The 15,677-nt window shown below is 71.3% G+C and carries 12 protein-coding genes; 6 read left to right on the plus strand and 6 right to left on the minus strand.

The window, feature by feature from the left end; translation table 11 throughout:
• The first annotated feature begins 10 nt into the window (after positions 1-10).
• Positions 11-1,519, plus strand: coding sequence for a glycerol kinase GlpK (glpK, locus tag J8N05_RS39095; RefSeq protein ID WP_210891667.1), 1,509 nt, complete (start codon positions 11-13; stop codon positions 1,517-1,519).
• Between the two features lie 90 nt (positions 1,520-1,609).
• On the opposite strand, the gene J8N05_RS39100 is transcribed toward glpK, so the two are convergent.
• From J8N05_RS39100 to J8N05_RS39115, 4 genes are all read right to left on the minus strand, one after another.
• Positions 1,610-2,215 carry a GTP-binding protein gene (locus J8N05_RS39100; RefSeq protein ID WP_210891669.1) on the minus strand — a complete coding sequence of 202 codons (606 nt, stop codon included), beginning with the start codon at positions 2,213-2,215 and terminating at the stop codon, positions 1,610-1,612.
• A 61-nt stretch (positions 2,216-2,276) separates the two neighbouring features.
• Entirely contained in the window at positions 2,277-2,672 is a 396-nt protein-coding gene (locus tag J8N05_RS39105) for a DUF742 domain-containing protein (RefSeq protein WP_107019590.1), read from the minus strand.
• Positions 2,673-2,681: 9 nt separating this feature from the next.
• Positions 2,682-3,122: a roadblock/LC7 domain-containing protein gene (locus tag J8N05_RS39110; RefSeq protein WP_189780080.1), complete on the minus strand. Its 441-nt coding sequence runs from the start codon at positions 3,120-3,122 to the stop codon at positions 2,682-2,684.
• A complete protein-coding gene (locus tag J8N05_RS39115) occupies positions 3,119-6,133 on the minus strand; it encodes a sensor histidine kinase (protein WP_210891671.1) in 3,015 nt (1,004 codons plus the stop codon). The genes J8N05_RS39110 and J8N05_RS39115 overlap by 4 nt, the downstream gene beginning before the upstream one ends.
• A gap of 742 nt (positions 6,134-6,875) precedes the next feature.
• On the opposite strand from J8N05_RS39115, the gene J8N05_RS39120 reads away from it, so the two are divergent.
• On the plus strand, positions 6,876-7,367 hold the full coding sequence (locus J8N05_RS39120) for a hypothetical protein (protein WP_210894138.1): 492 nt from the start codon (positions 6,876-6,878) through the stop codon (positions 7,365-7,367).
• Positions 7,368-7,503: 136 nt separating this feature from the next.
• Here J8N05_RS39120 and J8N05_RS39125 read toward each other — a convergent pair whose 3' ends face one another.
• The gene (locus J8N05_RS39125) at positions 7,504-8,685 is read right to left on the minus strand and encodes an NAD(P)/FAD-dependent oxidoreductase (RefSeq protein WP_210891673.1); all 1,182 of its coding nucleotides are present in this window, start codon (positions 8,683-8,685) and stop codon (positions 7,504-7,506) included.
• Between the two features lie 265 nt (positions 8,686-8,950).
• The gene (locus tag J8N05_RS39130) at positions 8,951-9,271 is read right to left on the minus strand and encodes a bifunctional 3-phenylpropionate/cinnamic acid dioxygenase ferredoxin subunit (protein ID WP_210891675.1); all 321 of its coding nucleotides are present in this window, start codon (positions 9,269-9,271) and stop codon (positions 8,951-8,953) included.
• A gap of 215 nt (positions 9,272-9,486) precedes the next feature.
• On the opposite strand from J8N05_RS39130, the gene J8N05_RS39135 reads away from it, so the two are divergent.
• The 4 genes from J8N05_RS39135 (at position 9,487) to solA (ending at position 15,670) form a co-directional block, all read left to right on the plus strand.
• A complete protein-coding gene (locus J8N05_RS39135; protein ID WP_210891677.1) occupies positions 9,487-10,305 on the plus strand; it encodes an IclR family transcriptional regulator in 819 nt (272 codons plus the stop codon).
• Between the two features lie 433 nt (positions 10,306-10,738).
• Positions 10,739-11,824, plus strand: a complete 1,086-nt coding sequence (locus J8N05_RS39140) for an S-(hydroxymethyl)mycothiol dehydrogenase (RefSeq protein ID WP_210891679.1) — start codon at positions 10,739-10,741, stop codon at positions 11,822-11,824.
• 89 nt (positions 11,825-11,913) lie between these two features.
• The gene (locus J8N05_RS39145) at positions 11,914-14,376 is read left to right on the plus strand and encodes a GcvT family protein (protein ID WP_210894140.1); all 2,463 of its coding nucleotides are present in this window, start codon (positions 11,914-11,916) and stop codon (positions 14,374-14,376) included.
• A 139-nt stretch (positions 14,377-14,515) separates the two neighbouring features.
• Positions 14,516-15,670, plus strand: coding sequence for an N-methyl-L-tryptophan oxidase (solA, locus tag J8N05_RS39150; protein ID WP_210891681.1), 1,155 nt, complete (start codon positions 14,516-14,518; stop codon positions 15,668-15,670).
• Positions 15,671-15,677 lie beyond the last annotated feature (7 nt).

Below are 15,677 nucleotides of genomic sequence, written 5' to 3' on the forward strand. Positions count from 1 at the left end.
AGGGGACGTCATGACGGACAAGTTCGTCGCCGCGATCGACCAGGGCACCACGTCGAGCCGCTGCATCGTCTTCAACCAGGACGGCGCGATCGTCGCCGTCGACCAGCGTGAGCACCGCCAGATCTTCCCCAAGCCCGGCTGGGTGGAGCACGACGCCACCGAGATCTGGTCGAAGGTGCAGGCCGTGGTCGCGGGCGCGATCGCGAAGGCCGGGCTGCGCGCCGACCAGCTCAGCGCGCTGGGGATCACCAACCAGCGCGAGACGACGGTCCTGTGGGACCGCGCCACCGGCAAACCCGTGCACAACGCGATCGTCTGGCAGGACACCCGTACCTCCGCGCTCTGCGCCGAACTCGGCGGCACGGACGGGCAGGACCGTTTCCGCGAGCAGACGGGGCTGCCGCTGGCCAGCTACTTCTCCGGGCCCAAGGCGGCCTGGCTGCTGGACAACGTGCCGGGGCTGCGGGCCCGCGCCGAGCACGGTGAGATCGCCTTCGGCACGATCGACTCCTGGCTGATCTGGAACCTCACGGGCGGCACGGACGGCGGCCGGCACGTCACCGACGTCACCAACGCCGGCCGCACCATGCTGATGAACCTCGAAACGCTGCAGTGGGACCAGTCGATCCTGACCGCGATGAACGTCCCCGAGGCGGTCCTCCCCGAGATCAAGTCCTCCTCCGAGGTGTACGGAACCGCCGTGGGCCAGCTCGCCGGGGTGCCGGTGGCGTCCGCGCTGGGCGACCAGCAGGCGGCGGTGTTCGGGCAGGCCTGCTACGACGTGGGCACGGCCAAGAACACCTACGGGACGGGCAGTTTCCTGCTGCTCAACACCGGGAACCGGCCCGTGCCCTCGAAGAACGGGCTGCTGACCACCATGGGGTACAAGATCGGCTCGGAGGCGCCGGTCTACTGCCTGGAGGGGGCCATCGCGATCACGGGCGCGCTGGTGCAGTGGTTCCGCGACCAGCTCGGCATCATCCGTACGGCCGACGAGATCGAGACCCTGGCGACGAGTGTCGAGGACAACGGAGGCGCGTACATCGTGCCCGCGTTCTCGGGTCTGTTCGCGCCGTACTGGCGCTCCGACGCGCGCGGGGTCGTCACGGGGCTGACGCGGTACGTCACGAAGGGGCATCTGGCGCGGGCGGTCCTGGAGGCGACGAGCTGGCAGACGCGTGAAGTCGTGGACGCGATGTTCCAGGACTCCGGGGTGCAGATCACGACCCTGAAGGTCGACGGCGGCATGACCAAGAACAACCTGCTCATGCAGCATCAGGCGGATGTGCTGGACGTGCCGGTGATCCGCCCGAAGGTCTCCGAGACGACGTGCCTGGGAGCGGCGTACGCGGCCGGGCTGGCGACCGGGGTGTGGAACGACCTGGACGAGCTGAAGACGCACTGGCAGAAGGACGCCGAGTGGACACCGTCCATGGAGGCGTCGGTCCGTGACCGCGAGTACGGCAACTGGCGCAAGGCGGTGGAGAAGAGCTTCGGCTGGCACGACGACGCGCACTGAGCCCCGTTCCCGTGCCGCTCCGCTTTTCGTGCTCCACGCGTGCGTGGAGCACGAAAAGCGCCACAAGCACGGCCCGGGCCGTCGTGTGCTTCAGCCGGTGATGGGGTGCCGGCGCTCGGCCGCGTACGCCATCGCGTGCTGGACGACCTCGATGAGGACCTCCTTGACCGACTCCCGGCCGCGCGCGTCGCACAGGACCACGGGGACCGCGGCGTCCAGGTCGAGGGCCTGGCGTACGTCCTCGGCGGGGTAACGGGATGCGCCCTCGAAGCAGTTGACGCCCACCACGAAGGGGATGGAGCGCCGCTCGAAGTAGTCGACCGCCGCGAAGCAGTCCTCCAGGCGGCGGGTGTCGGCGAGCACGACCGCGCCCAGGGCGCCGGTCGCGAGCTCGTCCCACAGGAACCAGAAACGGTCCTGGCCGGGGGTGCCGAAGAGATACAGCACGAGGTCCTCGCGCAGCGTGATGCGGCCGAAGTCCATGGCGACCGTGGTGGTGTGCTTGCCCTCCACACCGCTGGTGTCGTCGACCGGACGGCCCGCCTCGGTCAGCAGTTCCTCGGTGCGCAGCGGCTTGATCTCGCTGACGGCGCCGACCAGGGTGGTCTTGCCGACGCCGAAGCCGCCCGCCACGAGGATCTTGAGAGTGACGGGCTCGACCGGGGCCTTGCCGCGTTCAGTGCGCCCGAAGATCATCGATCTCTTCTCTCGCTTCTCGCTCGCTCAGGTGGTGTCTCGTTGCCGCTGTGCCAGGGGTTCACAGGGCCCGAAGGCCGCTGATCACATCACGCAGAATGCTTTCGTCCGGCAGCTCCGCCGGGGGTACCGGACGGGTCACATGGACCAGTTCGTCCTCGACGAGATCGCCGATGAGAACCCGTACGACCCCGATGGGCAGGTCGAGTTCGGCGGCCAGTTCGGCGACCGACTGGGGGGCGTCACGGCAGAGTTCGACGATGTCCACGTGTTCCGGGGACAGGGAGTTGTCCGCTTCGGGGTCGGAGGCGTACTCCTCCGTCACCACCACCGCGATCAGGTCGAGGCGGTGCTGGTTCGGGCTGGTGGTGCGGCCTCGTGTCATGGCATACGGACGGACCACCGGTCCGGCCTCGTCGTCGAACCAGTGGGACAGCTCCTGCCCGTCTCCGCTCATGCCGACTCACTACCCGCCCGAGGACAGTTCGGTGCGCGGAGCAGCGGCGAGATGTGCGCCGACCCGCTTCACGAGCAGCGTCATCTCGTACGCGACCTGCCCGACGTCGGAGTCGGCGTCGGAGAGGACGGCGAGACAGCTGCCGTCACCGGCGGCCGTGACGAACAGGAACGCCTCGTCCAGTTCGACCACCGTCTGCCGGACGCTGCCCGCGTCGAAGTGCCGGCCGACACCCTTGGCGAGGCTGTGGAATCCGGAGGCGACGGCGGCGAGGTGTTCGCTGTCCTCCCTCGTCAGATCGGTCGAGACCCCCGTGGGGAGGCCGTCTCCGGAGAGCACGAGTGCTTTGCGGATGCTGGCGACACGCGCCACCAGGTCGTCGAGGAGCCAGTTGAGCTCCCCCGTCGCCGTGGTGGTCGTGGTGTGGCCGGCGGCCTTCGGTGCGGTCATCGGCCGTCTCCCTTGGTCGTTCCTGGTGCTGTGCCGTCCTGGGCGTCGTCGCCCGCGGCGTTCTCCTCGCGCCCGCGTCGCCAACCACGCTGGAGCGAGGCCATCCGGTTGCGTACCTCGTCCGCGTCTCGCTCGGAGGGGTCCGTCGTACGGGCCGGGGCGCGCGTGGTGCGCAGGTCGGGCCCTTCCTTCAGCTGCGGGGCCAGATTGGCCTGCCGTACCCGGCGGGGCAGGCCGGAAGCAGGGCCTCCGGCCGGTCCCGCGGTGCGGGCACCCGCGATGCCGGGCGCCAGGGTTCCGGGGCGCGTGCCGTTCGGTTCGGTCCCACGACGCGATCCGCGCTGCGGCAGGGCCGGGGCCTCACCGGCTCCGCCGTCCGCGGCTCCCGGTCCGCGTACGACTCCTCCGCCGGCCGCTCCACCCGGCTCGCCGCCGCGCTCCACGCCACGGTCGAGGGCCGGGCGGCGTTCGCGGTCCGCCGGGCCGGCTCCCGTGGGCCGGTCGTCGGTCTCGCCCCTGCGGGCGGCGAGCGGCTCCCCGGCCTCACGGCGTCCCGGCCCACGCCTGGCGCCCCGCGACCGCTTGGGCAGCTCTTCGAGCACGCCGGGGCGCTCGGGCGTCTCCTGGGACCGGCTCCGGTCCTGGGCCTGGGCCGACTGGGGAAGTTCCGTGACCTCGCCGTCGTCCGGGCGGTCCGTCAGCTCGTCGCGGCGCGATCTGCCGTGGGTCACGGGGCGGCCGTGCGAGCTGACCAGCTTGGGCGTGCGGCGGCGCGACAGCGAGACACCGGACCGCTCGTCGTCCTCGGCGGAGGGTGACGGCTCACGCGGCGCCTCACGCGTCTCGTCCCCCGCGGGCCCGGCGATGGAACGGCGCGGGCGGAAGATGCCGCCGTGTTCGCCGTCCTCGTCGTCGAGGGCACCGGGGAAGTCTTCGAGGGCGTCCAGGCCGACGGGCGCCTCCAGTTCGACCGGCCCGTCGAGGATCGACGCCGACAGGCCGGGCAGCGTGACCGGCACCTGCGACAGGGCGGCCCTGCGACCCTCGTCGGCCTCGTTCTTCGCGTTCCTGGCGGGAACCGCCCGGTCGAGCCGGAATCCGATGCCGTTGGTGTCGGGCACGTCGTCCGAGAGCAGCGCGTCGGGCACGAAGACCACCGCGGTCGTCCCGCCGTACGGGGACGGCTGCAGGGAGACGCGTACGTTCTGCCGCTGGGCGAGCCGGCTCACCACGAAGAGGCCGAGCCGGTCGGTGTCGGACAGCTCGAACTCGGGGGTCTCGGCGAGGCGGAGGTTGGCGTCGAGGAGCGCCTCGGCGGCCATTCCGAGGCCGCGGTCGTGGATCTCCAGGGTGAAACCGTTGGCGACGCGCTCGCCGAGCACCTGGACGGCCGTGTGCGGCGGCGAGAACACCGTGGCGTTCTCCAGCAGTTCGGCCACCAGGTGGGTGAGGTCGGCGACGGCGGAGCCGGTGACCGCCATCCGTGGCAGCCGCCGGACCTCGATGCGCTCGTAGTCCTCGACCTCTGCGACGGCGGCGCGTACGACGTCCATCAGCTGGACGGGCTTGCGCCACTGCCTGGAGGGTGCCGCTCCGGAGAGGATCACCAGGCCTTCCGCGTGGCGGCGCATACGGGTCGTCAGGTGGTCGAGGCGGAAGAGGTCGGCGAGTTCGTCGGTGTCCTCGGTCCTGCGTTCCATGGTGTCGAGGAGCGTGAGCTGCTTGTGCAGCAGGACCTGGCTGCGGCGGGCGAGGTTCACGAAGACCTCGGAGACCCCGCTGCGCAGTTCGGACTGCTTGACCGCGGCCTCGACGGCGGACCGCTGGAGGCTGTTGAGCGCCTGGCTGACCTCGCCGATCTCGTTCTTCTCGTACTCCAGGCGCGGGACCTCGGTCTCGACGTCGACCTGTTCGCCCGCGGAGAGGCGGCGCATCACGCTGGGCAGCCGGACGCCCGCGGTCTCGTGGGCCTCCTGGCGGAGCCGGCGCAGATCGCGGATGAGGCTCCGGCCGATGCGTACGGACATGAAGAGCGAGATGAGCACCGCGGCCAGGCCGAGCACGCCGGCGATGGCCGCCTTGACGATGACGCCGATCGCGACGGGGCGGACGCGGTCCTGGAAGCGGTCGCCCGCCTGGGTGTTGAACTTGTCGAGGCCGTCGAGGACCCCGTCGGCGAGGCCGTCCCAGCTCTTCGCGGTGACGCCGCGCGGGGTGCCCGGCGCGGAGGCGAGGGCGGACTGCTCGGCCACGCGCAGGGGCGCGGTGGCGGCGTTCTTCCAGTAGCGCTCGTAGCGGACGCGCTCCACGGAGGGCAGCTGCGGGAGGTTGCTCTCGTACATGATCGTGCGCTGGGCGACGAGGTCGGAGATGTCGCGTGCCTCGGCGCGGGTCACCTTGCCGACGACGAGGGCGGACCCGAGCAGGGCGTCCTCGCGGGCGAGCAGCTCACGGGCGCGCGACATGTTGACGAGGGCGCGGCCCTGCTTGTCCACGTCCACGTTGTCGAGGACCTGGAGGTTGGCCAGGAGGATGTAACAGGGGTCCACCAGGCGGTTGTAGAGGTCCAGGGCCTGGGCGCGGGTGACGGTGTTGTCCTCGACGCTCTGGCGCAGCGACCCGACGCCGTCGAAGGCGTCCAGGATCGCGGTGAGGCGCTCGGTGGTGTCGGAACCCATCTCGTCCCGTACGTCGGAGTCCCTGGCGTTCCTGCGGATCTTCGAGACGACCTCGTCGGTGGCGGTCCGGGTGCGGCGTAGGTCGGTGAGGGCGTCGGAGGCCCGGGGGTCCGCGAGGTAGACGAGGGTCTGGCGGCGCTCGGCCTGGAGGACGCTGATGACGTCCTCGGTGGGATAGCCGATCTCCTGCACGATGAAGGTCGTGTCGAACAGCTGGTTGACCTCGCGGCCCGTCAGTACGGTGGCGAAGCCCCAGATCCCGGTCAGGGAGAGCAGCGGCACGAGAAGCAGCGCCACGATCTTCCGGCGGATGGACTTCCCGCGAAAGCGCATGGCCTCCCCCAGCTCGGCCCCCGGGACCGGGGGCACACATGTACGGCAACAAACGGCGTGAGCCTACTACCGACGCACAGGTATCTCGAAGGCCTGTCCGAGCCTGTCCGGGCCGACCCGACGCGTATCCGGAACGAGACATCCGCAGTTGTCCGTTCATTGCGGGAGATTGCCTCCCTGAATCCGACACCGGGAAAAGGATGGGATCGGGTTCACCCGGCGGACCACTTGGCCGAAATTTTTCGATCGTCGGGAATCTTCGGCTTACGCCGATCGTCTGTCTGTATGGAAGTTGGAGGCGGAATCGGCTGCAGGTGCCGGATGCCGCGCCCAGGGGGCGTATAACAGCGCAAGCCGGGCAGCCGATGGGGAGCCGGAGTCTCGTGACACCGGAGCGAGCGGCTGTCAGGCGGTGGGGAGTGACAGGTTGATGGGCACGGCGGAGCGGTACGGGGCACCCGGGACGGGCGCCACGACGATCGCGGAGGCGGAGCGGGGGTCGCAGATCCCCCGTCGGGACATTCCGGCCGACATCGCGGCCGATCTCGCGGCCATGAACCGCGCGGCGGCGGAAGCGGACCGTGTGGCGGACGCCAGGTGGAGGTCCGCGGTTGCGGCGGGGGCCACGACCGCACCGGTGGCGGAGGCGAAGGCTGTGTCCGAGGCAGAGGCCGTGTCCGCCGCGCAGGCGGGCACGAGGACCGCGGGAACGCGGGCCACGGAAGAGAGCGGGACGGGGACCGTGCCGGAAGCCGGGGCGAAGCCCTTCGCGAGGAGCGGGGACGACCGGGTGCCGCGGGCCGGGGAGCAGTACGTCACGGAGGCCGAAGAGCAGGCGTACTACCGGCCCTTGTGGGTCGAGGAGCCCGCGGACAGGCGTCGACTGCCCGATCCCGTGCGTACGTCGGCGGTGCGCGCCGTCCTCATCATCGCGGTCACGCTGATCCAGGCGATGGTCGCCTTCCTGTGCACGCTGGCCGGTTCCTGGCTCGCGTTCCCCATGGTGCTGAGCAGCGTGGCGAGCACGGTGGTGGCCACGTGGGGCGCTCTGGACGTCTGGGTGACGCGCCAGGTGTGGAACCAGCGCCACGGCGTGGTGTCGGAGCCGAGCAGCACCGCCCGGGCCCTGCGGCGCGAGCGGCGCAAGATCCGGCGCCAGGAGCGGTCGGCGGAGCGGACCAAGGAGCGGATACGCCGTCGGGGCGGCGGCGCGGGGCAGTTGTCGCACTCCTGACACGCCACGTGTGCCAGGACACCGGCTCCGCCGTGTCCTAGGTCGTGTTCGGCCTAGGCCCTGTCGTCACATTCCCGCCTGCCGGGCGACGCCTGGCCCGCCCTCCGGGCGGACGCCGGGAATGTGACGACAGGGCCTAAGACACCGCCTCCATCGCGCCCGCCCCGCGGCCCAGTTCGCGCCGGGCCCGCATGAAGGGGCGGGGGCGGTCCACGGAGAGCACCGCGGTCGTCCGGCCCTCGCGTTCGTACAGCGCGAGCAGGCCGCCCTCGCCCGGTGCCCCGTCGGTGACCGTGCCCTCCGCGATGCGGACGGTGTCGGTGTCGAGCCGCCGTCCGGCGAACTGGATCCGCGCCCCGTACTGGTCGGACCAGAAGTAGGGCAGCGGGCGCAGGGTTTCCGCGGTGTACCCGGCCAGGAGGTTGCGTACGGCGATCCGGGGCTGTTCGGTGGCGCTGGTCCAGTGTTCGGCGCGGGTTCCGCCCACGCGGGCCACATCTCCGACGGCGACCACCTGGGGCAGGGCCGTCGCGCAGCCGTCGTCGCAGAGCACGCCGTCGTCGAGCGCGAGCGGCGAGCCCGCCAGCCAGCCGGTGTTGGGGACGGCGCCGATACCGACGATCACGACCTCGGCGGGGAGGAGACGGCCGTCGGAGAGTTCCACCCCGGTGACCGCGCCCCGACCGCGCAGTGCGGCGACACCCGTGCCCGTGACCAGGTCGACGCCGCCGCGACGGTGCAGCGCTGCGCACAAGGCCGCCATCTCGGGGCCGAGTTGGGGCACCAACGGCAGTGGAGCCGCCTCCACGACGGTGACGTCGTGGCCGAGTCCCGCGCACGAGGACGCGGTCTCGGCGCCGATGAAGCCTCCGCCGATCACGACGACGCGGCGGGCGCCCGCGGTGAGTTCGGCGCGCAGGGCGCGGGCGTCGTCGAGGGTGCGCAGGGTGTGGACTCCGGCGAGGGCGGGGCCCGGCAGCCGGCGAGCCGAGGCTCCCGTGGCGATGACGACGCCGTCGCCGGAGATCGTACGGCCGTCGTCCAGGAGGACGGTGCGGTCGCGGGTGTCGAGGCCGCGGGCACGGGTGCCGAGCAGCCACTCGGCGTCGAGTTCGGCCAACTCCTCGGTGTCACCGAGAGCCAGTCGGTCCTCTCCGGACCGGCCGGTGAGGAAGTCCTTGGACAGGGGCGGACGGTCGTAGGGGCGGTGCGGTTCGTCCCCGACGACCACCAGCCGCCCGTCGAACCCCTGGGCGCGCAGCTCACGGGCCGCGTAAAGACCGGAGAGCGAGGCCCCGACGACGATGACGGTCCTCATACGGCTGCCTCCTTCCGGACGGCGGACGCGGACGGCGCGTTTGCGGGTGTCGGTGGGGCGATCGCCCCCGCGGGAGCGGTCCCGGCCGTGACGGCGTGCCCGGCGGGGGGCGGCGTCGCATCGGTGTCGTGATCGGCGCAGGCCCCGGGGCGTCCCCCGCCCCGTGCCGGGAGGCGCATGGGCCTCTCGGCGGTGTTCCGGGCGGAGCCCATGAAAAGGTGGGGCCCACAGGGGCGCGCTGTCGCGCCCCTCGCGTGGGGGATCGTCATGCCGCCGTGTCCTCCTCCGCTGCCACGTGGACATGGATGACGCCGTCGTCGACGGTGACGCGGTGGGTGCGGACGGCGCGACGCGCGGGCAGGCACGTCGGGAGTCCCGTGCGGAGATCGAACGAGGCGGCGTGCAAGGGGCATTCGACGAGGCAGCCCTCCAGCCACCCCTCGGAGAGCGACGCGTCCTGATGGGTGCAGGTGTCGTCGATGGCGTACAGCTCGCCGTCGGCGTTGAACACGGCGATGGGCGGCATGGTGTCGACACGGGCGGATTCACCCGCGGGGAGGTCATCAAGGCGGCAGACGGGAATCACGGGCCCCCCTCTCGGTCCAGGACCCACAGTCCTGGTCCTCACAGGTCCGGTCTGGTCCGAGACCTTCCCGGTCACGGACTCTTCGGTAACATGATGTTTCGTATGGCGCACGAGGGAGCGCTATGCGCAACAGAATCCGCGCGGGATGCCCGTCGCGTCAAGGGCTTCCGGCAGATGCGGCTCAAACCGGGCCGCCAGGTGGTGAGAGTTGAGCTATGACCCGCACTCAGAAGCAGGCCGACGGCACAGGGGAGACACCGGAGAAGCAGAGCAGAGGCGCGGGGAGCGCCGTCCAGTCGGTGGACCGCGCGGTGAGCGTGCTGGAGATCCTCGCCCGGCTCGGTGAGGCGGGCGTCACCGAGATCGCCGACGAGCTGGAGGTGCACAAGTCCACGGCCTTCCGGCTCCTCGGAGTGCTGGAGAACCGCGGCCTGGTCGCCCAGGCGAAGGACCGCGGGAAGTACTTCCTGGGGGCCGGCGTACTACGCCTGGCGGGGGCGGCGGCAGTGCGTCTCGACATCTCGCAGGAGGGGGTGCCCGTCTGCCGCGAACTCGCGGACGAGCTGGGCGAGACCGTCAACATCGCGGTCCTCGACGACAACGCGGCGGTCAACATCATGCAGGCCCGCGGTGCCGCGTCGGTCACCGCGCAGAACTGGCTGGGCAGACGCACCCCGCTGCACGCCACCTCCAGCGGCAAGGTGCTGCTGGCCCATCTGCCGCCGACGCTCCGCGAAGGGCTGCTGGCCAGGACCCTGCCGCGTTTCACCGAGCGCACGATCACCGGGACGGCGGCGCTGCGCGCCGAGCTGGAGGCCGTGGTCGAGCAGGGCTACGCGTTCGCCCTGGAGGAGCTGGAGCTGGGGCTGGCCGCCACGGCCTCGCCGGTGCGCGCGCACGACGGCAAGGTGATCGGCGCGATCAGCGTCTCCGGGCCGGTGTACCGGCTGGAGCCGGACCGGCTGCCGGAGCTCGCCAAGCGCACGGTCTCGGCCGCGGCCGACCTCTCGCGCCGCATGGGGTACGGCTTCTGACGGAAGCGGAGGCGCCCACACCGGCGGACACGGAACCGGCCCCGGAACCAGGTCGCGCACCGAACCCGTACCGGCCCGGAACCGGCCATGGAACGGAGTCGGACACCGACGTCGTACGGGCACGGGAACGGCCGCGGAACCGAGCCTGACAGCGGGCTCCGCCCTAGGCGATTCGGACGCGGTTCGGACGCGGTCCGGAGCCGGACGGCGGACTTCGTGCGGACAGGCGACACAGGACGAACGGCCGGGCGGAACACGGCGCGGGGTCGGGGACATCCGGCCCCGCGCTCACGTGTGTCGGACAGATTTCGGGGCGCCGGTTCCTTTTGCCAAGGGTTAACCCGTACCTCTTGACGGCCCCCTGGAGGCCTTCTCACTATGTTCCTCATAGCGCAACCCATAGTGCATTGCGCAACAGCAGAGGAGCTAGGTCGTGCCATACGAGGTCCGTGCCGTAGTCGCTGTGAAGAAGGGCGCACCCGTCGAGGTGCGGACGATCGTCGTCCCCGATCCCGGTCCGGGCGAGGTGCTCGTCACCGTGCAGGCCTGCGGGGTCTGCCACACGGATCTGCACTATCGCGAGGGCGCGATCAGCGACGACTTCCCGTTCCTGCTGGGCCATGAGGCGGCCGGCACGATCGAGGCGGTCGGTGAGGGCGTCACCGACCTGAAGACCGGCGACTACGTGGTCCTCGCCTGGCGGGCCCCCTGCGGTTCCTGCCGCTCCTGCCGCCGTGGCCGCCCCTGGTACTGCTTCGACTCGCGCAACGCCACCCAGCCGATGACCCTCCTCGACGGCACCCCGCTCAGCAACGCGCTCGGCATCGGCGCCTTCGCCGAGAAGACCCTGGTCGCGGCGGGCCAGGCCGTGAAGATCAACCCCGCGGCCCGCCCCGAGGCCGCCGGCCTCGTCGGCTGCGGGGTGATGGCCGGCTACGGCGCGGCGGTGAACACCGGCAAGGTGGGGCGCGGTGACACGGTCGCCGTCATCGGCTGCGGCGGGGTCGGCGACGCGGCCATCGCGGGCGCCTGCCTCAACGGCGCCATGAAGGTCATCGCCGTCGACATCGACGACAAGAAACTCGACCGGGCGGAGAGGTTCGGCGCCACCCACACGGTCAACTCCCGCGGCACCGACCCGGTCGAGGCCGTACGCGCCCTCACCGGCGGTTTCGGGGTCGACATCGCCATCGACGCCGTGGGCCGCCCGGAGACCTTCGAGCAGGCCTTCTACATGCGCGATCACGCGGGGCTGCTGGTGCAGGTCGGCGTCCCGACCCCGGAGATGAGGGTGGAACTGCCGCTGATCGACGTGTTCTCCCGCGGCGGCGCGATCAAGTCCTCCTGGTACGGCGACTGCCTGCCCAGCCGCGACTTCCCGTTCCTCATCGACCAGTACCTCTACGGGCTGCTGGACCTGGGCGCGTTCGTCTCGGAGACCATCACGCTCGACCAGGTCGAGGAGGCGCTGTCCACCATGCACCGCGGTGAGGTGCTGCGCTCGGTAGTGGTCCTGTGAGCGGCCACGAGTCCGACAGCCCGCGTGCGGCCGTCGAGCCCCGTACGGACGTCGAGCCCCGTACGGACGTCGAGCCCCGTGCGGCCGTCGTGCCCCGTGTGGTCGTCGTGGGCGCCGGCATCGTCGGCTGCTCCCTCGCGGACGAACTGACCGCCCGTGGCTGGACCGACGTCACCGTCCTCGAACAGGGGCCGCTCCCCGCTCCCGGCGGCTCCACCTCCCACGCGCCGGGCCTCGTCTTCCAGACCGGTCCGTCCAAGACCCTCACGGCCTTCGCCCGCTACACGGTCGAGAAGTTCAACTCCCTGGAAGTGGACGGCGTCTCCTGCTTCAACCAGGTGGGCGGCCTGGAGCTCGCGACGACGCCCGAGCGCCTCGCCGAGCTGCACCGCAGGGCCGGTTACGCCGCCTCCTGGGGCGTACGCGGCGAGATCGTGAGCGCCGCCCGCTGCAAGGCGCTCTGGCCCCTGATCGACGAGTCGATCGTCCTCGGCGGCTTCCACACCCCCGACGACGGCCTGGCCCGCGCACTGCTCGCGGCCCGGGCCCAGAAGGAACGGGCCGAGAGCCGCGGCGCCCGCTTCCTGGACCGGCACACCGTCACCGGGATCGAGAAGGAGGACGGCAGGGTCGCCGCCGTCGTCACCGACCGGGGCGTCTTCCCCGCCGACCACGTCGTCTCGGCGGCCGGATTCTGGGGGCCGGTGATCGGCCGCATGGCCGGGGTCGACGTACCTCTGCAGCCGCTCGCCCACCAGTACGCGCGGACGAGGCCCCTGTCCGAACCGGCCGGGGCGGGCACAGGGGCGCAGGCAGTCGCGGAGGCGACGCGGCCCATCCTCCGTTTCCAGGACCGTGATCTCTACTTCCGTGAGCACGGTGACCGCATCGGCATCGGCAGTTACGCCCACCGGCCGCTCCCCGTGGACCCCTTCGCGGTCCTCGGCTACGACGAGGCGCGGGCGAACGACCTGGAGATGCCGTCGTCGTTCCCCTTCACCGAGGAGGACTGGGCGCCGAGCTGGGACGACTGCCGCCGGCTGATGCCCGCGCTGCGCGGGAGCGAGATCGAGGAGGGCTTCAACGGCGTCTTCTCCTTCACCCCGGACGGCATGCCGGTCCTCGGCGAATCGCGTGCGCTGCGCGGTTTCTGGCTGGCTGAGGCCGTGTGGGTGACCCACTCGGCCGGAGTCGCCAAGGCCGTGGCCGAGTGGATGATCGACGGCCGCCCGGAGATCGACGTCCACGAGTGCGACCTCACGCGCTTCGAGGAGGCCCAGCGCTCGCCCTCGTACATCAGGGAGCGCGGATCGCAGCAGTTCGTCGAGGTGTACGACGTCCTGCATCCGCTCCAGCCGATGGAACGGCCGCGGCCTCTGCGGGTCAGCCCCTTCCACGCACGCCAGCAGGAACTGGGCGCGTACTTCCTGGAGGGCGGCGGCTGGGAGCGTCCGCACTGGTACGAGGCGAACGCGCCGCTCGCCGCCGGGCTCGACGTGCCCGCGCGGGACGCCTGGTCGGCGCGGTACTGGTCGCCCGTCGCGGCGGCCGAGGCGCGGGCGACCCGGGAGAAGGTCGCCCTCTACGACATGACTCCCCTGCGCCGCCTCGAAGTCACCGGCCCCGGAGCCCTCGAATTCCTGCACGGCATGACCACCAACAACCTCCGCAAGAAGCCCGGAGCGGTCACCTACACCCTGCTCCTGGACGAGACGGGCGGCATCCGCTCCGATCTCACCGTCGCGCGTCTGGGGCCCGACCGTTTCCAGGTGGGCGCCAACTCGCCCGCGGACCTGGACTGGTTGACCAGGCACGCCCCCGACGGCGTGCACATCCGGGACATCACGTCCGGTACGTGCTGCGTGGGGGTCTGGGGGCCGCTCGCCCGCGCCCTCGTGCAGCCGCTCACCCGCGACGACTTCTCGCACGAGGGCTTCGGCTACTTCCGCGCCAAGGAGACGTACATCGGGCATGTCCCGGTCACCGCGATGCGGTTGAGCTACGTCGGTGAGCTGGGCTGGGAGCTGTACACCAGCGCCGACCTGGGGCTCCGCCTCTGGGACACGCTCTGGGAGGCGGGCCGGGAGCACGGGGTGATCGCGGCCGGGCGCTCCGCCTTCAACAGCCTTCGCCTGGAGAAGGGCTACCGGGCGTGGGGCGTCGACATGACCGACGAGCACGATCCGTACGAGGCGGGGGTGGGGTTCGCCGTCCGGCTGGACAAGGGGGAGTTCCTGGGCATGAGGGCGCTGGAGGGGCGTGGCGGACACGGCGGGCGCGGTGAGCCTCGGCGCCGGCTCACGCCGTTGTTGCTCGACGATCCGTCGGCCGTGGTGCTCGGCAAGGAGCCGGTGTACGTCGACGGCTCCCCCGCGGGGTACGTCACGAGTGCGGCGTACGGGTACTCCGTGGGGCGGTGTGTGGCTTACGCCTGGTTGCCGGAGTTGCCCGTGGGGGCGGGGGTCTCTGTCGAGTACTTCGGGGAGAAGGTTGCGGCGACGGTTGTCGATGAACCTCTCTTCGATCCGAAGATGAGCCGTATTCGCCGGTGAGTGTCCCCCGAGGGGAGAGGGGAGGGACCGTGGACGGCCTGCGGGTCCGTGGGGGCTGGTCGCGCAGTTCCCCGCGCCCCTAAGGGCAAAAGCAACAGATTGCGCCGTTCCCCGCGCCCCTGGAAAGACGGAGGTCCCCGTGTCCCCCACCTACGACGTCGTCGTCATCGGTCTCGGCGGTATGGGCAGTGCCGCCGCTCATCATCTGTCCTCTCGTGGTGTGCGGGTGCTCGGGCTTGAGAAGTTCGGGCCCGTGCACAACCGCGGTTCCAGCCACGGGGGTTCGCGGATCACCCGGCAGTCCTATTTCGAGGACCCGGCGTACGTGCCCTTGCTGCTGCGCGCCTACGAGTTGTACGAGGACGTGGAGCGGGCCACCGGGCGGGACATCGCCACCCTGTGCGGCGGTGTGATGATCGGCCGGCCCGATTCGCTGACCGTCTCCGGTTCGCTGCGCTCGGCGGTCCAGTGGGACCTGCCCCACGAGATGCTCGACGCGGCCGGGATCCGCCGCCGTTTCCCCACCCTCGCCCCGCAGGACGACGAGGTCGGGCTCTTCGAGGAGAAGGCCGGCCTGGTCCGCCCCGAGAACATGGTCGCGGCCCATCTGCAGCTCGCCACCCGGCAGGGCGCCGACCTGCACTTCGACGAGCCGATGACCCGCTGGGAGCCGTACCGGGACGGCGTACGCGTGCACACCGCCGAGAACACGTACACGGCGGGCCACTTGGTGATCTGCCCAGGCGCCTGGGCGCCGCGGCTGCTCACCGACCTCGGGGTGCCGTTCACCATCGAACGGCAGGTCATGTACTGGTTCCAGCCCCTGGGCGGGGTCCGGCCGTTCCTGCCCGAGAACCACCCGATCTACATCTGGGAGGACGCGGACGACGTGCAGGTGTACGGCTTCCCGTCCATCGACGGGCCGGAGCTGGGCGCCAAGGTCGCGTTCTTCCGCAAGGGGCAGCTCTGCACCCCGGAGACCATCGACCGCACGGTCCACGAGGACGAGATCCGGGCGATGGCGGACCACATGGCCCGCTGCATCCCCGATCTGCCCGGCACCTTCCTCAAGGCCGCCACCTGCATGTACTCCAACACCCCGGACGAGCACTTCGTCATCGCCCGGCATCCCGCGCATCCCGAGTCCGTGACCGTGGCCTGCGGTTTCTCCGGCCATGGCTTCAAGTTCGTGCCGGTCGTCGGCGAGATCCTCGCCGATCTGGCCCTGACAGGGACCACCGGCCACCCGATCGGCCTGTTCGACCCCCACCGCCTCGCCGCCGCGCCCGCCTGAGGAGCCC

It is taken from the genome of Streptomyces liliiviolaceus (assembly GCF_018070025.1).
In the GTDB taxonomy this organism is placed as follows: Bacteria; Actinomycetota; Actinomycetes; order Streptomycetales; family Streptomycetaceae; genus Streptomyces; species Streptomyces liliiviolaceus.